This is a genomic window from Streptomyces sp. FXJ1.172, assembly GCF_001636945.3.
GTDB lineage: Bacteria > Actinomycetota > Actinomycetes > Streptomycetales > Streptomycetaceae > Streptomyces.
Genome location: NZ_CP119133.2, coordinates 4,841,717 through 4,863,927 on the forward strand (window position 1 = coordinate 4,841,717; position 22,211 = coordinate 4,863,927).

A 22,211-nucleotide genomic window follows, 5' to 3' on the forward strand; every position below is an offset into this window, starting at 1 on the left:
TGGATAACTCATCGAGTGTTGACGCCGGTGTGACTGCTCCACCGACCCTCATACATCTGTTCGCCCCCTGTCCGACCTGGGAAAACACATCCGAGTGACAGGGGGCACAGCTGTGCCCGCACGCGGTGCACAAGATCCGGCACACGCTGTGGACAACGGTTCGGTATCGGCTCCGGATCAGGTGAGCTGAGTGGTCCTGACCACGGTGAGCACCACCACGACGGCGAGGACGACCGCACAGGCGCCGTACTGGACCAGCGTCCGCTTCTCGCGCGGGGCGTGGACCATGGCGTAGCCGACGGCGACACCGGCGACCAGGCCGCCGATATGGGCCTGCCAGGCGATGTTGAAGCCCGGGGTGAAGGTGATGATCAGGTTGATCACCAGCAGGGCGACGAGCGGCCGCAGGTCGTAGTTGAGCCGGCGCATCAGCACGCCGGTCGCGCCGAAGAGGCCGAAGATCGCTCCGGAGGCGCCCAGCGAGGGCTGGTTGGGCGCGGCGAGCAGATAGGTGAGCGCGCTGCCGGCCAGACCCGAGACGAAGTACAGGCACAGATAGCGGGCCCGGCCCAGGGCCGCCTCGAGGGGGCCGCCGATCCACCACAGGCTGAGCATGTTGAACATGATGTGGGTGATGCCGCCGTGCAGGAACATCGCGGTCAGCAGGCGGTAGTACTGGCCCTCGGCAATGCCTTCGACGGGGCCGAACAGGGAGTACTGGGCCCGGCCGATCAACTCGAAGTGCTCGGTGATGCTGTCGCCCACGGCCTGCTGCACCAGGAAGACGGCGATGTTGACACCGATCAGCAGCTTGGTGAGCAGCCGGGGGTCGGCCGTCATGGTGCCGCCGGCGATCGTGCGCGGGCGGGACGCCTGCGGGGCGTGCCCCGTGCCGGAGCCTCCGCGCACGCACTCGGGGCACTGGAAGCCGACCGAGGCACTGATCATGCACTCGGGGCAGATGGGGCGGTCGCAGCGGGTGCAGCGCACGCCGGTCTCGCGGTCCGGGTGGCGGTAGCACACGGGCACGCTGTGGGAGGCGTCCTGGGTGCTGCCTTCGGCCTGGTCCATCGGTTCCCCTTGCTCGTCGTGGGCGTGCCCCCGGCAATGCCCCGCCCCGCTCATCCTTGGTACGGACGAGCGGGGCGTTTGGTTCCCCACGCTGGTTTCCCAGGAGGGGGCTGGGGCTGTGGTGATCAGCCTTCGCGCTTCTCGACGACGACCGACTCGATGACGACGTCGTCGACCGGACGGTCGTTGCGGCCCGTCTTCACGCCGGCGATGGCCTGGACGACGGCCTGGCTGGCCTTGTCGGTGACCTCGCCGAAGATGGTGTGCTTGCGGTTCAGCCACGTCGTCGGGGCGACGGTGATGAAGAACTGCGAGCCGTTGGTGCCCGGGCCGGCGTTGGCCATGGCCAGCAGGAACGGCCTGTCGAAGGACTTCTCCGGGTGGAACTCGTCCCCGAACTTGTAGCCGGGGCCGCCTATGCCGGTGCCCAGCGGGTCGCCGCCCTGGATCATGAAGCCGCTTATGACGCGGTGGAAGACGGTGCCGTCGTAGAGCGGCTTCTTCGCCTTCTCACCCGTGCCGGGGTGCGTCCACTCGCGCTCGCCCTGGGCCAGCTCGACGAAGTTGCGGACCGTCTCGGGCGCGTGGTTCGGGAAAAGCTCGACCACGATGTCGCCGTGGTTGGTCTTCAGGGTGGCGTACAGCTGCTCAGCCACGATCTGCCTTCCGTTGTCTTCGGGTGACTCCCCGATCCTCGCACGGGCGGGCTGGTACGCCGCCGAGCGGCCATGATTTCCGCGACTTCGGCCGGGAAGGCAGCGCTCGGCCCCGATTCGTGGCAGTGTCGATGGCAGGCTCATCTTGCCCGGCATTCACCCGGAATCGAGCTGAAAGAGCAATAGGCACCCATATGCCCGCCCGCACATGCCGCGCAGGCCGCCGGCAGGCATGATCCGTAAAAGGGTGGAAAGTCGAAATACCGTACGCCACCGAGGAGGAGGAACCCGTGACCCGCATCGACAGCGTGCGCGCCGCGACCGGCTCGGCGAAGGACAGCGTGCTGCACGCCGCGGAAGTGGTGGCGCCTTACGCCGACACGGCCAAGGAGCGTGCCGCGCTCTACGCGCAGGAGGCACGCGTACGGCTGGCGCCCGTGATGTCGCAGGCCGCCGAACAGGCCCGCGTGCAGTACGACGCCCGGCTCGCCCCGCGGCTGGAGCAGGCCCGTGCGCATGTGCCCCCGAAGATGGACCTGGCGGCGCAGGAAGCCGCCGTCCGCACCCGTAAGGCTGCCCGGCAGGCCGCCGAGTACTCGCGCCCGAAGATCGAGCACGCCGTGGCCGCGGCCGCCCCGGTACGCGACGAGGCCGCCGCCCGCGGCGCCGCCGCCCTGGCCGCACTGCGCGGTCAGGTCTCGGCCGAGGACATCCACAAGCTGGTCCGCAGGAACCAGCGCCGGTGCCGGGGCGCCCGTGCCGTCAAGGCGCTCGCGGTGCTGGCCGTGCTGGCCGGCGGCGCCTTCGCGGCCTGGAAGTGGTGGGACAAGCAGGCCAACCCCGACTGGCTGGTCGAGCCCCCCGCGGCGACGGAGGTCCCCGAATCGAACCGCCTCAGCTCGGTGGACGGCACCGGCACCTCCCCCCTGGACCCCGAGGTCCAGGCCAAACAGGCCGAGGAGGATGCCACGGACGAGGACCAGGACTGATCCCTCACCGCCCCGGGCCTTGTTTCCGCTGCCCCATGCCGCGTTTCACGTGAAACCACGCGGCAGACCGCCACGCCGCATGCCGCATGCCGCATGCTGTGAAAATGCCCTCCCACGCTGCGTTCCCGCAGGTGGGAGGGCATTTCGTTGGGGCCGGGCACCCGCCGGAAGCCGCTCGTGCGGGACTGCTGCAAAAAATCCCCTCTGCCCTGCATTTTCGCAGGTCAGAGGGGATCTGAAGAAGTGGAGCCTAGGGGAGTCGAACCCCTGACATCCGCCATGCAAAGACGGCGCTCTACCAACTGAGCTAAGGCCCCGGAAAGGAGCGACCGGCCGGAGGAATCGCGTCCCGGCTGGTGCCGCAGACCAGAGTACCGGGTCACCCCCGGTATCCCGCAAAAAGATTGGGGGTCCCCGCGGATGACCACTCTCCGTAAGATGCTCGGCGTGGTTCGCTACAGCGAACCGCGGTTTTCTGGGGAAGCGATGGGGAGACGCAATGGACGCCGCACAGCAGGAAGCCACCGCCAGAGCGCGGGAGCTGCAGCGGAACTGGTACGGGGAGCCGTTGGGGGCGCTCTTCCGTAAGCTCATCGAAGATCTCGGCCTCAACCAGGCCCGTCTCGCGGCGGTCCTCGGGCTGTCCGCTCCGATGCTCTCGCAGCTGATGAGCGGTCAGCGGGCCAAGATCGGCAATCCCGCCGTGGTCCAGCGGGTGCAGCTGCTGCAGGAGTTGGCGGCCCAGGCGGCGGACGGCAGCGTCAGCGCCGCCGAGGCGACCGAGCGCATGGAAGAGATCAAGAAGTCACAGGGGGGCTCCGTGCTCAGCAACACCACCCAGACCACGAGCGGTTCGGGCGCGCCGACGGTCAAGCGGGTGGTCCGGGAGATCCAGTCGCTGCTGCGCTCGGTGGCCGCCGCCGGCGACATCATCGACGCCGCGGACAGCCTCGCCCCGACCCACCCCGAACTGGCGGAGTTCCTCCGTGTCTACGGCGCCGGCCGGACCTCCGACGCCGTCGCCCACTACCAGTCCCACCAGAACTGACCCATCGGAAACAGGGGGTAGCGAGAGCAGCGGTGGGGGTAGTGGGGGCTTAGCGGTCAGGGGGATGCGCGGGGCGAGGGGGAGGAGTTACGGGCTGCCATGGGTGAGGTCTTCGCCGGCCGGTACGAGCTGGCCGACCCGATCGGACGCGGTGGCGTGGGCGCCGTATGGCGTGCCTGGGACCACCGCCGACGGCGCTATGTGGCCGCCAAGGTGCTCCAGCAGCGCGACGCCCACTCCCTGCTGCGCTTCGTGCGCGAGCAGGCCCTGCGGATCGACCACCCCCACGTTCTCGCCCCGGCCAGCTGGGCCGCCGACGACGACAAGGTGCTGTTCACCATGGACCTGGTCGCCGGCGGCTCCCTGGTCCATCTCGTCGGCGACTACGGCCCCCTGCCGCCGGCGTATGTGTGCACCCTGCTCGACCAGCTTCTGTCCGGTCTCGCCGCCGTCCACGAGGAAGGCGTCGTCCACCGGGACATCAAGCCCGCGAACCTCCTCCTCGAAGCCACCGGAACCGGCCGGCCCCGGCTGCGGCTGTCCGACTTCGGGATCGCCATGCGGCTGGGTGAACCCCGCCTGACGGAGACCAACCTCGTGGTGGGCACGCCCGGTTACCTCGCCCCCGAGCAGATGCTCGGGGCCGAACCCGACTTCCCGGCCGACCTGTTCGCCGTGGGCCTGGTCGCCCTGTATCTCCTCGAAGGCGCCAAGCCCGACGCCAAGGTGCTCGTGCAGTACTTCGCCGAGCACGGCACGCCGCCCGCGCCCAAGGGCATCCCCGAACCGCTCTGGCAGATCGTCGCCGGCCTGCTCCAGCCCGACCCGGCCGCCCGTTTCCGCACCGCCACGGGCGCGCGCAAGGCGCTCGCCGCGGCCGCGGAACTCCTTCCGGAACCCGACCTGGACGACGAGTTGATCGAGGTCTTCGACCAACTCGGCCCGCTTCCCCCCGGGTTCGGCCCCGCCGGTCCCCTCAAGCAGGCCCCCGCGGTGGCCAAGGAGCTGATCCGAGGGGCGGACAGGGACGACCCGGACGGATACGCCCCGGACGGGAACACGGACAAGGACGCGGACAGAGACAGAGCCAGGGACAGGGACGCGGACAGGGGCACGGGCGCGGGTGCCGATTCCGGCCGTACAGGTACAGGTGGCACGGAACCGACCGGCACCGGTTCCCTGTCGGACACCGGAAGCTTCCGGCTGCCGCCGCCCCAGGACCTGCCGACCCCGGCTCCCGACCCGCACGTCTTCCCCCATGGCTCCACCCGCGACGGCCCCCGCAACTCCCCCCGCCCGCACGCGGATCCGCCGCCTTCCCCGGCTGCGCCGCCGCCGTTCCTGCCGCCGCACCCGCAGCCCCAGTCCCCCACTCCCTATCCCCTCGCCCCCTGGGCCACCGATCCGTTCACAGCCGATCCGTCGGCCGGCGACCCGTCCGTCACCGCGTCGTACACCGCCCGGGAACCACAACTCCCGCCCGTGCCCCAGCAGGTGCCCCAGGCGATGGCCGGGCAGATGGCTCGGACGAGGCCTCCCGGTCACGGTCGGCGCGGCCGCCGGGCGCGCCGGGACCGGCGGCGACCCGGGCCCCCGGCCAAGGCCGCGGTACCGATCCTGCTGCTGGCGCTGGTCTGTTACGCGGTGGGCTTCTGGGCGCTGACCCGGGTGGTCTGAGTCCGCCGGGCCGCCACCGTCCACCCGCCGAGCACCAGCAGCAGGAGCGTGCCCACGCCGATCCCGCCGGCCGCGACCAGCTTCATCACGAGGCCGCCCCCGCCCCCGGTGCTCCCGCCGGTCCCACCGGTCCCGTCGCTCCCGTCGCTCCCGGTGAGCGCGGCCGCCCGGTCCTCGGCCGTGACCGTGAAGACGTCCCCCGGCACGGGCCGGCCGGCGTACTGCGGCCCCGCGTGCGCCCGCCCGGTCACCCGGACCCGCAGGGTCACGCCGAACGGCCCCCGCCCGAACGGGCCGGCCAGCTGGTCGCTGAGGTGCAGGACCAGGTAGTAGTCGCCGGCGAAGCGCACGGAGGTCACCGCGGCGGGGACGGCGAAGCGGTTGGCGTACTCCACCGGCGGGACCGGGGCGAGCACGGCGGACTTCGGGGAGCCCGTGTAGCCGGGGGCGACGTCTTCCACGTAGCCACGGACGGGGTTGTAGAGGGAGAGGTTCACAGCACCGCCGACCAGGGCGTGGCCCTGGGCGCCGCCCAGCTCGGCGGAGGCGTGCAGCTGCCGGCCCCAGTCGAGGGGCACCTTGTAGAACCGCGTCTCGCCCGGCACCAGCTCGGTACGCCACACCCCCTGGCCCAGCGTCCGGGCCGAGGCGAAGCCCGCGCCGCCCGGCCGGTCCTTCGGTGCCCCGGCGAGCGGCTCGGGCGTGGCTGAGTCCCAGGTCTGCGGCGCGGTGGGGGCACCGGCGCGCGCCGGGCGCGGTTCCGTGGCGGGCGCGATCTCCAGGTCCCAGCGCCGGGCCGGGGGCGACGCGCCGGAGCCCGCGGCCTCGAGGCGCTGGACGACCACGTAGTACGTCCCGCCGCCCTGGCACAGCGTCCGGCCGGTCTCGCGCTGCCCCAGCGCGGTGACCGGGCGCGGGCTGAGACCGGCGCCGAAGCGGGCCGAGGCGAAGGAGCAGGCTGTGCCGCTCGCGCTGCGGACCGAGACGCTGATGCCGTCGGTGGCGGAGACGGTGGCGTTCGCCGGGGGCACGGCGGTGACGGGGACGTACGCCGTGTCGGCGGCCGTGAGCCGCAGCCGGTAGTAGAGGCCGGCATCGCCTGTCAGGGAGCTGCGATAGACGTGGCCGGGCTCCAGTCGCCCGGCGTCCGTGGTGCCTTTCCCGCCCGCGACCATGCCCTCGCCGGGCGCGAAGCCGTACGACACGTCGCCGGCGGCAGCGGCAGCGGCGGCGGCCGTGGATGTGGCGCAGGGCAGCGCGACCAGGGCGCAGAGCACCGGCAGCAGGGCCAACCACCACACCGTCAGTCGCCGAAGCCCCCGCACGTGCCGGCCTCCCCAGTCGTCGCTCCGCAAGCCGTCCCGGACCGTGGCCCATCCTGCCCCGCGCACCCCCGCGTCATCCGGGGAACGCGTACGGCCGTCCGAAAAGGCGGCACCGCCCGGCAGAGGCCGTACGACGGCCTGTCGCCCCGCCCCGAACGCCTACCGCACCCCGCACGCCCCCGCAAACGCAGAACCCCGGCCGCTCGGGCGGCCGGGGTCTGTTCAGATTCTGGCGTCAGGCACTCACGAACCCGTGGGTACGGAGTCAGTCGCCTCCGTCCACAGATCCTGCTCGGCGCGATCCGCCTGGATCTGGCGGTACACGAGGAGCCCGCCGATGGCGGCCAGTGCGACCAGGAGCAGCTTCTTCACCGCGCGACCTCGTCTTTCCTTGACGTAGGGGACCTCTGGCGCCCGACTATACACACCGGCCGATATCGATCGGTGACCTGAGCCGGAGCCCAACTCCCGCCTCCGTCAGCGCAATAGGCCAGGTCGGGGCGCCGTTCCGATCGGAGGGTGATCACACCTCCACGGACGGTTACTTTGCTCCCTCTTCGCTCGCTCTCACTGCGTTTTGGGAGTTTTCCGACCCGCTTGCGGCCATCCGGGTGGTGTTCATCGGAACATCGACGCGCCACGGGCGTCGGTCCACCACTTCGCGACCCACATACACATCATGAGGAAAGTACGCAAATCGCCCAACCCGAAAGTGAGGGGTCATGGCCCAGAACAAGGTCATGCAGCTGTGGACCACCATCGTCACCGCCTTCCTCGCGCTGTGCACGGCGCTCGGACTCGTCACCACCACGACCGCCACGACCGCGGCGGCCGCACCCGGCAACGAGAGCCCCCGCACCGGCACCCCGGAACGGACGGCCCCGGCGGTCCCCACGATCCCGGCGCAAAGCCGCTGGGCCTGGTCCCACGCAAGGGCACTGCCCCCCACGATGAAGCAGCGGATCCGGGCCGAGGCCCACGGAAAGTCCCCAAGCTGCCGGCACCGGCCCCTCGACACGACGGAAGCGGAGAGCACGGCCCCTGACCACGCCTCGGCGGCACTGCTCGACTGCTGACCCGCAGCCGGCAGCACCGGAACCGCAGCCGTCTCGACGCAAAAAGGCGACTTGCGTACCTCACGAGTCGACACGGAAACAGACCCCCGGCCGGGGCCCCGGCCGGGGGTCTCGCGTTGCCGCCCCCAGTGCCCCCGTGCCCCCCGTGCTTCCCATGCCCCCCGGTCACCCGTTGCCCGTCACCTGCGGCGCGTCACCTGCGGCCCGTCATCTGCGAGCGTCACCGTCGCCACGGCCGCCCACGGCCCTCCGTACGCCTTCTGGATCCCGGCTTGCGAGCCCTATGCGGTCCCGGCCGTGAGTCTGATCGCCTGCGAGGGGCACTTCTCGGCCGCTTCCTGCACCTCCGGCCGGTCGCCCGATTCCGCGCGGCCGGGCCGTACGACGCCGTACCCGTCCTCGAACGCGAACACGGCCGGCACCCGGTGCGCGCACTCGGCGGAGCCGTAGCACACGGAGCGGTCGACGGAGACCTTCATGCGTCCTCCAGCCGTAGGCGATGCGGCTTCCAGGGACGTCACTGCCCCGCGGACCGGGCGCCGAACCGGGCTCCGCCGTCCTACCGCTGCCCACCCGCGATCGTGAGCCAGTGGGCCACCCGGCGGACCGTGGGCTCGTCGAGCAGATCGGCCATCGCCCGCACCGCCTCCGCGTCCTCGGGGCCGAGGTCGTACAGGCCTGCCTTGCCGAGGCCCGCGATCAGCACCTGGTGACGGCGGTCCGTCATGCGTTCCGCGAGCCTGGCCGGTTCGGCGGCGCGGGGCGCGGGCCCGTCGGCCGGCACTGCGGGCGACTTGGCGGCCGGGGTGTCGAAGAGGCGCCAGGCGCCGTCCTCGGGCCCCCACAGCGCGACCGTCACCTCCTCGCCGCGCGCCCGCACGGTCCGGGTCATGTCCGCGACGGCGTAGAGCACGGGAGTCCGGTCCGGTGCCTCGGCACCCACCGTCCAGGAGTCCTGCGCGGGCCCGTGGAACATCGCGACCCAGCGCGGAGCACCGGGCGGCTGCGGGCACGGGGGACGCTTCTCCATGACACTCACCCCTTCGGGAACGGCCGGCGAGGCGCACCATATCTGACGGCCCATCAGATCTCCAGAGCCCTCGAGCCCCGGACCACCGCACGCTTCTGGTCTCTTCACGACCGCCGTGGCACCCTGCCGCCCGCACCGAGGGAGGCCAAGGATGAACGAACCGAACAAACAGAAAGAAAAGGAAGAACCGGGAGAGCGGGGAGAACCGGGAGAGGGTGCGGGCGCGGGCGCGGCGTTGCGCGGGGTGCACCGCTTCCGCGCCCGCAGCGCCTACGACCGGGCGTTCGCCGCGTGCCGCTACGCGGGTGTCGGCGAGGACGCGGCCGAGGCCGTACCGAGGGACCCCGTCGGCCGGGCCGCCAATGCACTGCGGCTGTCGGCCGGCTCGCTCGCCGCTCTGGCCGCGTCCGCCCCGGACCCCGCGGCGGACGCCCGCTGCGCCCGCAACACCGCCGCCGCGGCGGCGCTGGCCGCCCAGCTGGCCGCGGCGCACGACAGCAGCGCGGCCTCCGCCTCGGCGCTGCGCGCGGCACTGGCGGCGTCCCGGGCCGCCGCGGGCGCGGCCGGCGGGAGCGCACGGGGGCAGGACCCGTCCCTGAACACCTCCGCCGAGGAGGCCGAGCGGCACGCCGTGGCCATGGCACGGGCGGCGGGCTGGATCCGGACGACCTGAACGAACACCACGACGAACACCTGGACGAACGCCTGAACGAAGAGGGAGGCCGCCGCCCGCTCGGCACCGGTCCCTCCCCTCGTGGGGACCGGTGCCGAACGGCGCGGGCCGCTCGACCCGTGGCGCGTCGGCTCGTCACGGGTCGACGATGGGAGCCGGTTCCTGCACTGGTCGCGGAATCACGCGACGGCCTCTGCAGCCGCTCCCTGTCTGTGGCGGACCCGCTCACCGGCCCTCGACGGAAGTTGGCCGAGATCCTTCGCCGCCGGGGACCGTCTTTCCACGCACGAGCCCGGTGGCCTGTCCGGACGGTGTGTGATGGCTCCGCTACCAGGCACGGATCCTGCCATCTGCCGTCGCCCACGAGGAGGTTCCGGTCTCCGGTCCACTGCTTATTCGCAGGTCAGCCGTATAGGGTGGGTTTTCCGGTCCGGACATCCAGATACGGGGGAAAGTAAAGGGGTGGGACCTTGAGTTCCGACTCAGGGGCACGCACAGCTTTCGCCGAGCGCCTCGCGCTGCTGTACAAGGAGGCCGGAAACCCTCCCCTCAAGAGCGTCGCCGAGGCGGTCGTCCGGCTGCAGCGGGTCGACGAGCGCGGGCGGCCCGTGCGGGTTTCCGCGCAGCGGATCAGTGACTGGCGCCGCGCCAGGAACGTACCGGCGCAGTTCACCGCGCTCGCCGCGGTGCTGCACATCCTGATCCCGGAGGCGCGCCGGCTGCGGCCGGGACCGGTCTCCACCGGCCTGTACGACCTCGCGCACTGGCAGCGGCTGTGGGAGCGCGCGCTGGCCGACCCGGTCGGCGACCGGCCCGCGCCGGCCGCCGAAGAGGACCGGCGGCCACCGGCCCAGGCCCCGCCCGTCGCCGGAGGCGTGTGCCCCTACCGAGGGCTCGCCCCCTACCGGCAGGAGGACGCCCGCTGGTTCTTCGGCCGGGAGCGCAGCACGAGCGCGCTCGTCGGCCAGCTTCGGGCCACGGAGCGCGCCGGCGGTCTGGTGATGCTGGTCGGTGCCTCGGGAGCGGGCAAGTCGTCCCTGCTCAACGCCGGTCTGGTGCCCGCGGTCCGGGGCGGTGCCCTCGGGGAGGGCCGGCCCGGCACGCCGGGTCCCGTGCTCCAGCTGGTCCCGGGTCCCGATCCGCTGGGTGAGCTGGTCCGCCGTATCCCGGAGCTGGGTCCGGTCGCCGCCGAGGCGCGCGAGGCCGAACAGGAGGCGACGCGGAACCCGGCGGTGCCCGGCTCCGACACGCCCCGGCTCGCCCGGGCGGCCCGCGAGGCGGTCTCGGCGTGGGCGCGCCGCGAGGCGCCCACCGGGACCGGGCCGGCACAGACCAGGCCTTCCGACAGCCGCCCCACCGACAGCCGCCCCTCCGACAGCAGGCCGTCCGACAGCCGCACCACCGACAGGCGCCCGTCCGACAGCAGGCCGTCCGGCGGCGAGCCACTCCTCGGCACCCGCCCCGTCGTCATCGTCGACCAGTTCGAGGAAGCCTTCACCCTCTGCCCCGACGAGGCGGACCGCCGTACCTTCATCCAACTGCTGCACGCCGCCTGCACCCCGCCCGCCGGCTCGGACGACCCGGCCCCGGTCGTCGTCGTGCTCGGTATCCGCGCCGACTTCTACGAACAGTGCCTCGGCTACCCGGAACTCGCCGACGCCCTCCAGCACCGGCACATGGTGCTCGGCCCGCTGACCAGCGCCGAGCTGCGCGAGGCGGTGACCGGGCCGGCCAAGGCGGTCGGGCTCGAGCTGGAGCCGGGGCTCGCCGAGCTGATCGTGCGCGAGGTGAGCGCCGACGGCCCGCGCGGGGCGCACGACGCGGGCGTGCTGCCGCTGCTCTCCCACGCCCTGCTCGCCACCTGGCAGCGCAGGAAGGGCGGGCGGCTGACGCTGGCCGGCTACCGCGCGGCGGGCGGGATCCAGGGCGCGGTCGCGGCGACCGCCGAACGCGCCTGGTCGGATCTCGACCCCGCGGCCCGCATGGCGGCCCGGCTGCTCCTGCTGCGCCTGGTCCGCCTCGGCGAGGACACCCAGGCCACACGCCGGCGCGGCACCAGGCGCCAGCTCGCGGAGGAGTCGGCGGACCCCGGCAAGACGGAGGAGTCCCTCGAGGCCCTCGTACGGGCCCGGCTGGTCACGCTGGACGCGGACACCGTGGAGATCACCCACGAGGCGCTGCTGCACGCCTGGCCGCGGCTGCGGCACTGGATCGACGACAACCGCAACGACCACCTGCTGCGCCAGCGGCTGGAGGAGGACGGCCGGGCCTGGGAGGACTCGGAGCGGGACAGCTCGCTGCTGTACCGGGGCTCCCGCCTGGAGCAGGCCCGCAGCTGGGCCAGGTCCGCCGGTGACACCTTCCTCACCCGCAGTGCGGTGGAGTTCCTGGCCGCCTCGGTCCGGCTGCGCCGGCGCTCGGTGTGGCTGAGCCGGGCCGCGGTGGCCGCGCTGGTCGTGCTGGCCCTGGTGGCGGGCGGCTCCGCGGTGATCGCCCGGCAGCAGCGGGACGACGCCGTCTTCCAGCAGGTGCTCGCCGAGGCCGACCGGGTCCAGCACACCGATCCCTCGCTGGCCGCCCAGCTGGACCTGGTCGCGCACCACCTGCGCCCGGACGACGAGGGGACGTACAGCAGGCTGATCTCGATCGTGAACGCGCCGCTGGCCACCTCGCTGCCCGGCCACACCGGCGCCGTCTACCTCACCTCCTTCAGCCCCGACGGCAAGACCCTGGCCACGGCCAGTTACGACCGGACGGTCCGGCTGTGGAACGTGACCGACCCGAGCCGCCCGAAGCCCCTCGGCAAGCCGCTGACCGGGCACACCAGCTGGGTGAGCAGCGCGGTGTTCAGCCCGGACGGCAAGACGCTGGCCAGCGCCGGCGACGACGGCACGATCCGGCTGTGGAACGTCACCGACCCCGCCCGCCCGGTGTCCCTCGGCGCACCCCTGACCGGGCACCGGGGCACCATCTACCTGGTCGCCTTCAGTCCGGACGGCCGTACGCTGGCCTCCGCCGGCGAGGACCGCACCGTACGGCTGTGGGACGTGGCCGACCCGAGCCGGCCGCGGCAGATCGATGCCCTGCGCGGCCACACCGCCGCCGTGCGCTGCGTGGCCTTCAGCCCCGACGGGCGCACCCTCGCGGCGAGCGGTGACGACGCCACGATCATGCTGTGGAACGTGGCCGATCCGCGCCACGCGAAGCGGTACGACACCGCGCTGAAGGGCCACACCGACCTCGTGCACTCGGTGGCGTTCAGCCCCGACGGGCACACCCTCGCCTCCGGCAGCGCGGACGACACCGTCCGCCTGTGGAACGTCAGCGACCCCGCCCACGCCTCCGGGCTCGGCTCACCGCTGGCCGGGCACACCGGCCCGATCTGGTCGGTGGCCTTCAGCCCGGACGGCGGCAGACTCGCCGCCGCGAGCGCGGACAGCACCGCCATGCTGTGGAACGTGACCGATCCGATGTCTCCTTCGCAGGTCGGCGAGCCGCTCGCGGGCGCCAGCGGGGAGATGTACGCCCTGGGGTTCAGCCCCGACGGGCGGACCCTCGCCACCGGCAGCGGGGACAGCAAGGTGCGGCTGTGGTCGCTGCCGACCTCGGACATCGTCGGCCGCACCGGCGCGTTCCGGCCGGACGGGCGGGTGCTGGCCACGGCGGCGCGGGACGGCACGGTCCGGCTGTGGAACGTGACGCGGCCCGGGCGGCCCGTGCCGCTGGGCGAGCCGTTCATGCGCAAGGACGACGGCCATCGTTCACCGCTGTTCTCCCCCGACGGCCGCACCCTCGCCGTTCTCACCAACAACAGCACGGTGTACCTGTGGAACGTCAGCGATCCGTCCCACGTGGTCAACGCCGGAACCATCCGCCTGCGGACGCGCTTCGCGGGGGTCGCGCTCGCCTTCAGCCCGGACGGCCGCAGGCTGGCCACCGCGTACGACGACCGCACCGTTCAGCTGTGGGACGTCGCCGCCCCCGCGCACCCCGTCGCGCTCGGCCGGCCGCTCACCGGCCACCGGGGATTCATCCAAGCGCTCGCGTTCAGCGCCGACGGGCACACCCTGGCCAGCGGCAGCGCGGACAGCACCATCCGGCTGTGGAACGTCACCGACCCCGCCCACCCGACCGCGCTCGGCCGGCTCACGGGGCACTCCGGTCCGATCAACGCGCTCGCCTTCAGCCCGGCCGGGCACGTTCTGGCCAGCGGCAGCGACGACGACACGGTCCGGCTGTGGAACGTCACCGACGACCCCGCCTCGGCGACCGCGCTGGGCACGCCGCTCACCGGCCACACCGAGGCGGTCAAGTCGCTGACGTTCAGCCCGGACGGGCACGTTCTGGCCAGCGGCGGCAACGACAACACGGTGCGGCTGTGGAACGTCAGCCACCCGTCCTCGGCGACCCCCATCGGCCAGTCGATGAGCCCCAACGCCCAGTCGGGGACGTTCCTTTCCTTCAGCTCCCGGAACAACGTCCTCGGCGTCTCCAGCGGCACTGACACGGCCCGGCTGTGGAGCCTGGACGCCGACGCGGCGATCCAGCACATCTGCTCGGTGACCCAGGGCGTCCTCACCCCGCAGAAGTGGCACGAGTACCTCCCCCGCCTCTCCTACGACCCTCCGTGCGGTCGCTGATCGGCCAACCTGCCTGCTTCCCGGCCGACTTGGCCCCGCAAGCAGCCCAATCTTGTTACCCTTGGCCATAGCCCGATCGCTGGTGCATCCCCCGTCGCCAGCGGTCGGGCCTTTTGCTTCCCGCCGAGCCCGCAGCCACGGCCAGGACGGGGCCGCCGGCCGTGCTCACCACGGCAGCCGATCCGGCGGGGAGACCGGCAGGTCCGTCAACAGCTCTTGATGTCAGCCATAGACGTCAAAGACCCCCAACCATGATCGGTTGGGGGTCTTTGCACTGGTGGGGCTAACAGGATTTGAACCTGTGGCCTCATCCTTATCAGGGATGCGCTCTAACCAACTGAGCTATAGCCCCGCCGCGCTTTGCGGTGTGTGTCCCGCGCGCTGACTCCTGAAGATTAGCGCACGACCACGTCAGTCCCAAAATCGATTGTCCGGGGACCGTCAGGAACGCCCTGGAAGGCCGGTCACTCGTCCTCCGCCAGGGTCAGCTCGATGCCCCCCACGAAGCCCGCGGAGAGGTTGTAGATGAAGGCGCCGAGCGTCGCGAGCGCCGTGGCCAGGACCACGTCGATGACCGCGATGATCGTCGTGAACGTCAGGACGTGGGGGAGGGACAGGAACGACTGGAGGTCGAAGCCGTTCGCCTCGTTCGCCCCGGTCGCCTCCGAGATCGTGCCGCCCACGGTCGAGAAGACGCCCATCGCGTCCAGGACCATCCACAGCACCGCCGCGGCGACGATGGTGCAGATGCCGAGCGCGATGGAGAGCAGGAAGCTGACCTTCATCACCGACCACGGGTCGGCCTTGGCCACCCGCAGCCGCGCCTTGCGGGTGCGCGGCGTCGTCCGCACCCCGGTGCGCGGCCTGCGTACGGCGCCGGCGGGCGCCTGTGCCGGGTAGGCCTGCGGCGGGTGGTACGGGCCTGCGGGCTGCTCGGGGCTCCGCTCATGGGGGAGCGGCGACGACGCCTGCGCCTCGTCGGCCGGGACCGGGCCTCGGGTGTCCGTCACAGTTCCCCCCTGGGGCGACGTGCCGGAGGAGGCCTTGCCCGGGTTCCCGGAGTCCTTCACCGGCTTCAGGTTGGTCGTGTGCGGGTCGGTGACGCTGCCCGCACGCGCGGCGGAGCCACGGCCGCCGCCGTCCGTTTCCGTACCCGTGGAGGTACCGGCCGATCCGGCGCCCGTGGCTCCGCTCACGATGACTCACTCCTCGTGCTACTCGGCCGAGGGCGACTCACCCTCGTCCGTACCGACGGCCTGGGCGCCCTCGGCGGTCTCGTCGCCGGCGTCCTCACCGTCGACCTCCTCCGCCTCGCGCCCCGCCTCGGCGTTACGTGCGATGCCGACCACGGCATCGCGCTTGCCCAGGTTGATCAGTTGGACGCCCATGGTGTCACGGCCCGTCTCCCTGACCTCGTTGACTCGCGTACGAATCACGCCGCCGGAGAGCGTGATCGCGAGGATCTCATCGGTCTCCTCGACGACCAGCGCACCGACGAGTGAGCCGCGGTCCTCCACGATCTTGGCGGCCTTGATACCGAGGCCGCCGCGGCCCTGGACGCGGTACTCGTCGACGGCCGTCCGCTTCGCGTACCCGCCGTCGGTGGCAGTGAACACGAACGTACCGGGTCGCACCACATTCATCGACAGAAGTTCATCGCCCTCACGGAAACTCATGCCCTTGACGCCGGAGGTGGCGCGGCCCATTGGGCGCAGGGAGTCGTCCGTGGCCGTGAACCGGATCGACTGGGCCTTCTTGCTGATCAGAAGGAGATCGTCGTCGGCCGAGACCAGCTCGGCACCGATCAGTTCGTCGTCCGAACCGTCCTCGCGCTCACGCAGGTTGATCGCGATCACGCCGCCGGAGCGGGGCGAATCGTAATCCTTCAGAGGCGTCTTCTTGACCAGACCGGACTTGGTGGCCAGCACCAGGTACGGCACCGCCTCGTAGTCGCGGATCGCGAGGATCTCGGCGATCGCCTCGTCCGGCTGGAAGGCGAGCAGGTTCGCCACGTGCTGCCCGCGCGCGTCCCGGCCGGCCTCGGGCAGTTCGTACGCCTTCGCCCGGTACACCCGGCCCTTGTTGGTGAAGAACAGCAGCCAGTGATGGGTGGTGGAGACGAAGAAGTGGTCGACGATGTCGTCTTCCTTCAGCTTCGTGCCGCGCACGCCCTTGCCGCCGCGCTTCTGCGCCCGGTAGTCGTCCGTCTTGGTCCGCTTGACGTAGCCGCCGCGCGAGACGGTGACGACGATGTCCTCCTCGGCGATCAGGTCCTCGATGGACATGTCGCCGTCGTAGGGCACCAGCATGGTCTTGCGGTCGTCGCCGTACTTCTCGACGATCGCGGCCAGTTCCTCGCTGACGATCCCGCGCTGGCGGACCGGGGAGGCGAGGATCTCGTTGTACTCGTTGATCTTCGCCTGGAGTTCGTCGTGCTCCTGGACGATCTTCTGCCGCTCCAGGGCTGCCAGGCGCCGCAGCTGCATCTCGAGGATCGCGTTGGCCTGGATCTCGTCGATCTCCAGGAGGCCCATCAGGCCGCTGCGCGCGATCTCGACGGTGTCGCTGCGCCGGATCAGCGCGATGACCTCGTCGATGGCGTCCAGGGCCTTCAGCAGACCGCGCAGGATGTGCGCGCGCTCCTCGGCCTTGCGCAGCCGGAAGCGGGTCCGGCGCACGATGACCTCGATCTGGTGCGTCACCCAGTGGCGGATGAACGCGTCCAGGGACAGCGTGCGCGGCACGCCGTCGACCAGCGCCAGCATGTTGGCGCCGAAGTTCGTCTGCAGGTCCGTGTGCTTGTACAGGTTGTTCAGCACGACCTTGGCGACCGCGTCCCGCTTGAGGACGATGACGAGCCGCTGGCCCGTACGCGACGACGTCTCGTCACGGACGTCCGCGATGCCGCCGATCTTGCCGTCCTTGACCAGGTCGGCAATCTTCTGCGCAAGGTTGTCCGGGTTGACCTGGTACGGCAGTTCGGTGACGACCAGGCACTGGCGGCCCTGGATCTCCTCGACCTCGACCACCGCGCGCATCGTGATGGAGCCGCGCCCGGTGCGGTACGCCTCCTCGATGCCCTTGCGGCCCACCACCAGGGCGCCGGTCGGGAAGTCCGGGCCCTTGATGCGCTCGATGAGGGCGTCGAGCAGCTCCTCGTGCGAGGCCTCCGGGTTCTCCAGGTACCACTGGGCGCCGGCCGCGACCTCGCGCAGGTTGTGCGGCGGGATGTTGGTCGCCATGCCGACCGCGATACCGGCCGAGCCGTTGATCAGCAGGTTCGGGAATCGGGAGGGCAGGACGGTCGGCTCCTGGGAGCGGCCGTCGTAGTTGTCCGTGAAGTCGACGGTCTCCTCGTCGATGTCGCGGACCATCTCCATCGACAGCGGCGCCATCTTGCACTCGGTGTAGCGCATGGCGGCCGCCGGGTCGTTGCCCGGGGAGCCGAAGTTGCCGTTGGAGTCCACCAGCGGCATCCGCATCGACCACGGCTGGGCGAGGCGCACCAGGGCGTCGTAGATCGAACTGTCGCCGTGGGGGTGGTAGTTGCCCATGACGTCGCCGACCACGCGCGCGCACTTGTAGAAGCCGCGCTCGGGGCGGTAACCGCCGTCGTACATCGCGTACAGCACGCGCCGGTGGACGGGCTTGAGGCCGTCCCGGACGTCGGGCAGCGCGCGGGACACGATGACGGACATCGCGTAGTCCAGGTACGAGCGCTGCATCTCCGTCTCGAGCCCGACGGGCTCGACGCGCATCACGAGTTCGCCCTCGGTCTCAGGGGTTTGCGGAGTGTTCTCGTCGGCCATTGCTGGTGAAGATCCTTCCTGGTGCGGTCAGCTGAGACCGACTCAGATGTCGAGGAAGCGGACGTCCTTGGCGTTGCGCTGGATGAACTGGCGGCGTGCCTCCACGTCCTCGCCCATCAGGACCGAGAACAGGTCGTCGGCCTGGGCGGCGTCGTCGAGGGTGACCTGGCCGAGGACCCGGTGCTCCTGGTCCATCGTGGTCACGCGCAGCTCCTCGGCGTTCATCTCGCCGAGACCCTTGAAGCGCTGGATCGAGTCCTCCTTGACGCGCTTGCCGCGCTGGCGGCCCATCTCCAGCAGCGCGTCGCGCTCGCGGTCGGAGTAGGCGTACTCGACCTCGTCGCGACCCCACTTGATCTTGTACAGCGGGGGACGGGACAGGAACACGTGCCCGGCCTCGACCAGGGGCCGCATGAAGCGGAACAGGAAGGTCAGCAGCAGGGTGTTGATGTGCTGGCCGTCGACGTCGGCGTCCGCCATCAGGATGATCTTGTGGTAGCGGAGCTTCTCGATGTCGAAGTCCTCGTGCACACCCGTGCCGAAGGCCGAGATCAGCGCCTGGATCTCCTGGTTCTGCAGGATCTTGTCGATCCTGGCCTTCTCCACGTTGAGGATCTTGCCGCGGATCGGGAGGATCGCCTGGTACTGCGGGTTGCGGCCGGACTTGGCCGAGCCGCCGGCGGAGTCACCCTCGACGATGAAGATCTCGCACTTGGTGGGGTCGTTCGACTGGCAGTCGGAGAGCTTGCCCGGCAGGGACGCCGACTCCAGCAGGCCCTTGCGGCGGGTGAGGTCCCGCGCCTTGCGGGCCGCCACGCGCGCGGTGGCCGCCTGGATGCCCTTGCGGACGATGTCCGCGGCCTCGACCGGGTTGCGGTCCAGCCAGTCGTTGAGGTGCTCGTAGACCGCCTTCTGCACGAAGGTCTTGGCCTCCGTGTTGCCCAGCTTGGTCTTCGTCTGGCCCTCGAACTGCGGCTCGCTCAGCTTGACCGAGATGATCGCGGTCAGGCCCTCGCGGATGTCGTCACCGGTGAGGTTGTCGTCCTTCTCGCGCAGCAGCTTCTTGTCGCGCGCGTACTTGTTGATCAGCGAGGTGAGCGCCGCGCGGAAGCCTTCCTCGTGCGTACCGCCCTCGTGGGTGTGGATGATGTTGGCGAACGAGTACACGCCCTCGCTGTAGCCGCTGTTCCACTGCATCGCGACCTCGAGGGACAGGCTCTTGTCCTTGTCCTCGGCGTCCAGGTCGATGACGGTGTTGTGGACCACCTCTCCCTTGCGGGAGTTGAGGTACTTCACGAAGTCGACGATGCCGCCCTCGTAGTGGTACGCGACCGACTTGACCTCGGCCTTCTCGTCGGCGCCCGCCTCGTCCGCGCCGCTGGTGGCCTTCGCCGACTCGCGCTCGTCGGTGAGCCGGATCGTCAGGCCCTTGTTGAGGAAGGCCATCTCCTGGAAGCGCCGGGACAGCGTCTCGAAGGAGTACTCGGTGGTCTCGAAGATGTCCGGGTCGGCCCAGAAGGTGACCGAGGTGCCGGTCTCGTCCGTGGCCTCGTGCTGGCTGAGGGGGGCCGTCGGGACGCCGAGCTTGTAGTCCTGCGTCCAGCGGTGGCCGTCCGTCCTGATCTCGACGGACACCTTGGTCGACAGGGCGTTCACGACGGAGACGCCGACGCCGTGCAGACCGCCGGAGACCGCGTAACCGCCGCCGCCGAACTTGCCGCCCGCGTGCAGCACGGTCAGCACGACCTCGACGGCCGGCTTGCCCTCGGACGGCACGATGCCCACCGGGATGCCACGGCCGTTGTCGACGACACGGACCCCGCCGTCGGCGAGGATCGTCACGTCGATGGTGTCCGCGTAGCCGGCCAGCGCCTCGTCGACCGAGTTGTCGACGACCTCGTACACCAGGTGGTGCAGACCGCGCTCGCCCGTGGAGCCGATGTACATGCCGGGCCGCTTGCGGACCGCGTCCAGCCCTTCGAGCACGGTGATGGCGCTGGCGTCGTAGGAGGCGGAGGCCGCGCCGGAGTCGGCGGCCGCGCCGTTCACGGGGGCCTCGGCGGCCTCGCCGTGCACGCCGGCGTCGGTGGACGGGATGTTCTCGTTGGGGTTGCCGGAATCGGCCACGAAGCGCCCTTTCTGGCACAGCACGAGCCGGGCTCGTCGGCGGGTTGCCGGAGCGGCTGCGGCATGTTGCGTTGGTAAGCCTTGATCAGCGTTGCTCAGCTTTTCCCGGGCGGTCCCCACGTTGGGGCGGGATTGGCTTCCAGTCTACCGGTAGCGCTGACATCGATGGGGGTTTGCCGGTACCTGAGTCCCCATGTGCCGCCCTCAACCGTCCTCGGCCGGGTCCCGATATACGGATGGGGTCTCCAAGCGGCTCACAGCGGCACTCAGCGCTTCGGGCCGTCAACCCTTGGCTACCGGGGGGTCAGAAGGCACGACACGCGCGTGTGGAGAGGTCGGACGCAGGCGTGACAGGGGGACGCCGGCACGGCGCGGCCCTGCCCACGAAGTGAGGTACGTCACCCGTAGGTATCGCCGGGTCCGGTGCTCCCCGGGGCCCGCAGCGGCCCGTAGCGGCGGGCCGGACCGCCCGGATTGAGCACTTTGATCATCCGCACCGTGCCGTGCCCCAGGTCGTCGTTGAGGCGGGCGACCAGCGCGGGCGCGAGGTGGCGCAGCTGCGTCGCCCAGGCAGTCGAGTCGCAGCTCACCGTCAGCACGCGCTCGTCCTCGTCGTACCGCTGCGGCACACAGTGCTTGGCCAGGTCCTCGCCGACGATCTGCGGCCAGCGGCCCATGACGCCGCCCACCGCCGCGGGTGTCTCCCAGCCGCGCTCGGTCAGCAGCCGGTTGATCGCGGCGCCCAGCGCCATGGGGTCACGGCCGTCGGCGCGCGCCCCGGAGCGCAGCCCGCCGCCGCGCCGGGCCTGCTTCTTCTGCCGTGCCGCGTCCCCACGCGCGCGTGCCTGCTCCTTCGCCGCGCGCAACGCCACGCGCGCGAGGTCGACACCGGAGGGTTCCTGCTTGTCCGTCCCCGGGGTGGGCTCGTCGGTGCTGCCGGTGCTCATTCGCGCTCCACCGTCCCGCCGGACACCGTGTACCGGGCGCCGGCCAGCACATGCGGTACGTCGTCGTCCACAGCCGCGGTGACCAGCACCTGCTCGCCGGGCGCCACCAGCTCGGCCAGCCGCTCCCGGCGGCGCGCGTCCAGCTCGGCGAAGACGTCGTCGAGGATCAGCACCGGCTCGTTGCCCTCGGCCCGCAGCAGGTCGTACGAGGCCAGCCGCAGGGCCAGCGCGTACGACCAGGACTCGCCGTGCGAGGCGTACCCCTTGGCGGGCAGCTGACCGAGCCTGAGGACGAGGTCGTCCCGGTGCGGCCCGACCAGGGTCACCCCGCGTTCGATCTCCTGCTTGCGGGCATCGGTCAGGGCCGCCATGAGCTGGCCGTAGAGGTCCTCGCGCGTGTGCGCGTCACCGGGCGCGGACGGCTTGTAGTCGAGGGCGACCGGACCGCCGCCGGGGGCCAGCTGCTCGTACGCCTTGTCGGCGAGTGGCTGCAGCGTGGCGATCAGATCGAGCCGCTGGGCGAGCAGCTCGGCACCCGCGCGCGCGAGGTGCTGGTCCCACACGTCGAGCGTGGACAGGTCCATGGACCGCCCGCCGTGCCGCCGCGCGAGGGCGGCGGTCTTCAGCAGCGTGTTGCGCTGCTTGAGCACCCGCTCGTAGTCGGACCGCACGCCCGCCATCCGCGGTGAGCGCGCTGTGATCAACTCGTCGAGGAACCGCCGCCGTTCACCCGGATCCCCCTTCACCAGGGCGAGATCCTCGGGCGCGAACAGGACCGTGCGGACGATGCCGAGGACGTCGCGGGGCCTGACCTGTGAGGACCGGTTGATACGGGCGCGATTCGCCTTGCCCGGGTTCAGCTCCAGCTCGACCAGCTGCTGCCGCTCGCCCTGCCGGACCTGCGCCCGCACGACCGCCCGCTCGGCGCCCGTGCGGACCAGGGGGGCATCGGAGGCGACCCGGTGGCTGCCCAGGGTCGCCAGATACCCGACCGCCTCGACCAGATTGGTCTTGCCCTGCCCATTGGGGCCGACGAAGGCCGTGACGCCCGGGTCCAGCGGAACCTCGGCCCGGGCGTACGAGCGGAAGTCGGCCAGCGAAAGATGCGTGACGTGCATGTCGTCCCGCCGACCTCCCTTTTTC

17 protein-coding genes and 2 tRNA genes are annotated in these 22,211 nt (G+C 71.4%); 6 read left to right on the top strand and 13 right to left on the bottom strand.

Going from position 1 to position 22,211, the window contains the following annotated elements; all coding sequences use genetic code 11:
- Positions 1–177: 177 nt before the first annotated feature.
- Both A6P39_RS21545 and A6P39_RS21550 read right to left on the bottom strand, forming a co-directional pair.
- Entirely contained in the window at positions 178–1,071 is an 894-nt protein-coding gene (locus A6P39_RS21545; protein WP_067056886.1) for a rhomboid family intramembrane serine protease, read from the bottom strand.
- Positions 1,072–1,196: 125 nt separating this feature from the next.
- Positions 1,197–1,727: a peptidylprolyl isomerase gene (locus A6P39_RS21550; protein WP_067056883.1), complete on the bottom strand. Its 531-nt coding sequence runs from the start codon at positions 1,725–1,727 to the stop codon at positions 1,197–1,199.
- A 290-nt stretch (positions 1,728–2,017) separates the two neighbouring features.
- On the opposite strand from A6P39_RS21550, the gene A6P39_RS21555 reads away from it, so the two are divergent.
- On the top strand, positions 2,018–2,716 hold the full coding sequence (locus A6P39_RS21555) for a DUF5324 family protein (protein WP_067056879.1): 699 nt from the start codon (positions 2,018–2,020) through the stop codon (positions 2,714–2,716).
- A gap of 244 nt (positions 2,717–2,960) precedes the next feature.
- Here the strand turns inward: A6P39_RS21555 and A6P39_RS21560 are convergent.
- Positions 2,961–3,033: transfer RNA gene (locus A6P39_RS21560), tRNA-Ala, on the bottom strand.
- A gap of 182 nt (positions 3,034–3,215) precedes the next feature.
- Here A6P39_RS21560 and A6P39_RS21565 point away from each other — a divergent pair.
- Together A6P39_RS21565 and A6P39_RS21570 are read left to right on the top strand one after the other, a co-directional pair.
- Positions 3,216–3,764: a helix-turn-helix domain-containing protein gene (locus A6P39_RS21565; protein ID WP_067056876.1), complete on the top strand. Its 549-nt coding sequence runs from the start codon at positions 3,216–3,218 to the stop codon at positions 3,762–3,764.
- Positions 3,765–3,863: 99 nt separating this feature from the next.
- Positions 3,864–5,441 carry a serine/threonine-protein kinase gene (locus tag A6P39_RS21570; RefSeq protein ID WP_067056873.1) on the top strand — a complete coding sequence of 526 codons (1,578 nt, stop codon included), beginning with the start codon at positions 3,864–3,866 and terminating at the stop codon, positions 5,439–5,441.
- On the opposite strand, the gene A6P39_RS21575 is transcribed toward A6P39_RS21570, so the two are convergent.
- Together A6P39_RS21575 and A6P39_RS21580 are read right to left on the bottom strand one after the other, a co-directional pair.
- Positions 5,402–6,742: a hypothetical protein gene (locus A6P39_RS21575; protein ID WP_234379309.1), complete on the bottom strand. Its 1,341-nt coding sequence runs from the start codon at positions 6,740–6,742 to the stop codon at positions 5,402–5,404. The genes A6P39_RS21570 and A6P39_RS21575 overlap by 40 nt on opposite strands.
- Positions 6,743–7,009: 267 nt before the next feature.
- Positions 7,010–7,138: a DLW-39 family protein gene (locus A6P39_RS21580; RefSeq protein WP_003999697.1), complete on the bottom strand. Its 129-nt coding sequence runs from the start codon at positions 7,136–7,138 to the stop codon at positions 7,010–7,012.
- Between the two features lie 350 nt (positions 7,139–7,488).
- On the opposite strand from A6P39_RS21580, the gene A6P39_RS21585 reads away from it, so the two are divergent.
- Positions 7,489–7,842 (top strand): DUF6344 domain-containing protein, encoded by a 354-nt coding sequence (locus A6P39_RS21585; protein WP_067056871.1) that lies wholly within the window; start codon positions 7,489–7,491, stop codon positions 7,840–7,842.
- 281 nt (positions 7,843–8,123) lie between these two features.
- On the opposite strand, the gene A6P39_RS21590 is transcribed toward A6P39_RS21585, so the two are convergent.
- Together A6P39_RS21590 and A6P39_RS21595 are read right to left on the bottom strand one after the other, a co-directional pair.
- Positions 8,124–8,321, bottom strand: a complete 198-nt coding sequence (locus A6P39_RS21590; protein WP_067056868.1) for a ferredoxin — start codon at positions 8,319–8,321, stop codon at positions 8,124–8,126.
- 80 nt (positions 8,322–8,401) lie between these two features.
- Positions 8,402–8,872, bottom strand: coding sequence for a hypothetical protein (locus A6P39_RS21595; RefSeq protein WP_067056865.1), 471 nt, complete (start codon positions 8,870–8,872; stop codon positions 8,402–8,404).
- 151 nt (positions 8,873–9,023) lie between these two features.
- On the opposite strand from A6P39_RS21595, the gene A6P39_RS21600 reads away from it, so the two are divergent.
- Both A6P39_RS21600 and A6P39_RS21605 read left to right on the top strand, forming a co-directional pair.
- Positions 9,024–9,545, top strand: coding sequence for a hypothetical protein (locus A6P39_RS21600; protein WP_159396220.1), 522 nt, complete (start codon positions 9,024–9,026; stop codon positions 9,543–9,545).
- Positions 9,546–10,015: 470 nt separating this feature from the next.
- On the top strand, positions 10,016–14,185 hold the full coding sequence (locus A6P39_RS21605) for a WD40 repeat domain-containing protein (protein WP_067056858.1): 4,170 nt from the start codon (positions 10,016–10,018) through the stop codon (positions 14,183–14,185).
- Positions 14,186–14,460: 275 nt separating this feature from the next.
- Here the strand turns inward: A6P39_RS21605 and A6P39_RS21610 are convergent.
- The 6 genes from A6P39_RS21610 to recF all read right to left on the bottom strand — a co-directional run bounded on the left by A6P39_RS21610 (position 14,461) and on the right by recF (position 22,186).
- Positions 14,461–14,537, bottom strand: a tRNA-Ile gene (locus tag A6P39_RS21610).
- A 112-nt stretch (positions 14,538–14,649) separates the two neighbouring features.
- Complete coding sequence (locus tag A6P39_RS21615; RefSeq protein WP_067056856.1) at positions 14,650–15,381, bottom strand: DUF3566 domain-containing protein; 732 nt, start codon at positions 15,379–15,381, stop codon at positions 14,650–14,652.
- An 18-nt stretch (positions 15,382–15,399) separates the two neighbouring features.
- Entirely contained in the window at positions 15,400–17,994 is a 2,595-nt protein-coding gene (gene gyrA, locus A6P39_RS21620; protein WP_067056853.1) for a DNA gyrase subunit A, read from the bottom strand.
- A 42-nt stretch (positions 17,995–18,036) separates the two neighbouring features.
- Positions 18,037–20,145: a DNA topoisomerase (ATP-hydrolyzing) subunit B gene (gene gyrB / locus A6P39_RS21625; protein WP_067056850.1), complete on the bottom strand. Its 2,109-nt coding sequence runs from the start codon at positions 20,143–20,145 to the stop codon at positions 18,037–18,039.
- A 374-nt stretch (positions 20,146–20,519) separates the two neighbouring features.
- On the bottom strand, positions 20,520–21,068 hold the full coding sequence (locus A6P39_RS21630; protein WP_067056847.1) for a DUF721 domain-containing protein: 549 nt from the start codon (positions 21,066–21,068) through the stop codon (positions 20,520–20,522).
- Positions 21,065–22,186 carry a DNA replication/repair protein RecF gene (gene recF / locus A6P39_RS21635; RefSeq protein ID WP_067056844.1) on the bottom strand — a complete coding sequence of 374 codons (1,122 nt, stop codon included), beginning with the start codon at positions 22,184–22,186 and terminating at the stop codon, positions 21,065–21,067. The genes A6P39_RS21630 and recF overlap by 4 nt, the downstream gene beginning before the upstream one ends.
- Positions 22,187–22,211: the final 25 nt, after the last annotated feature.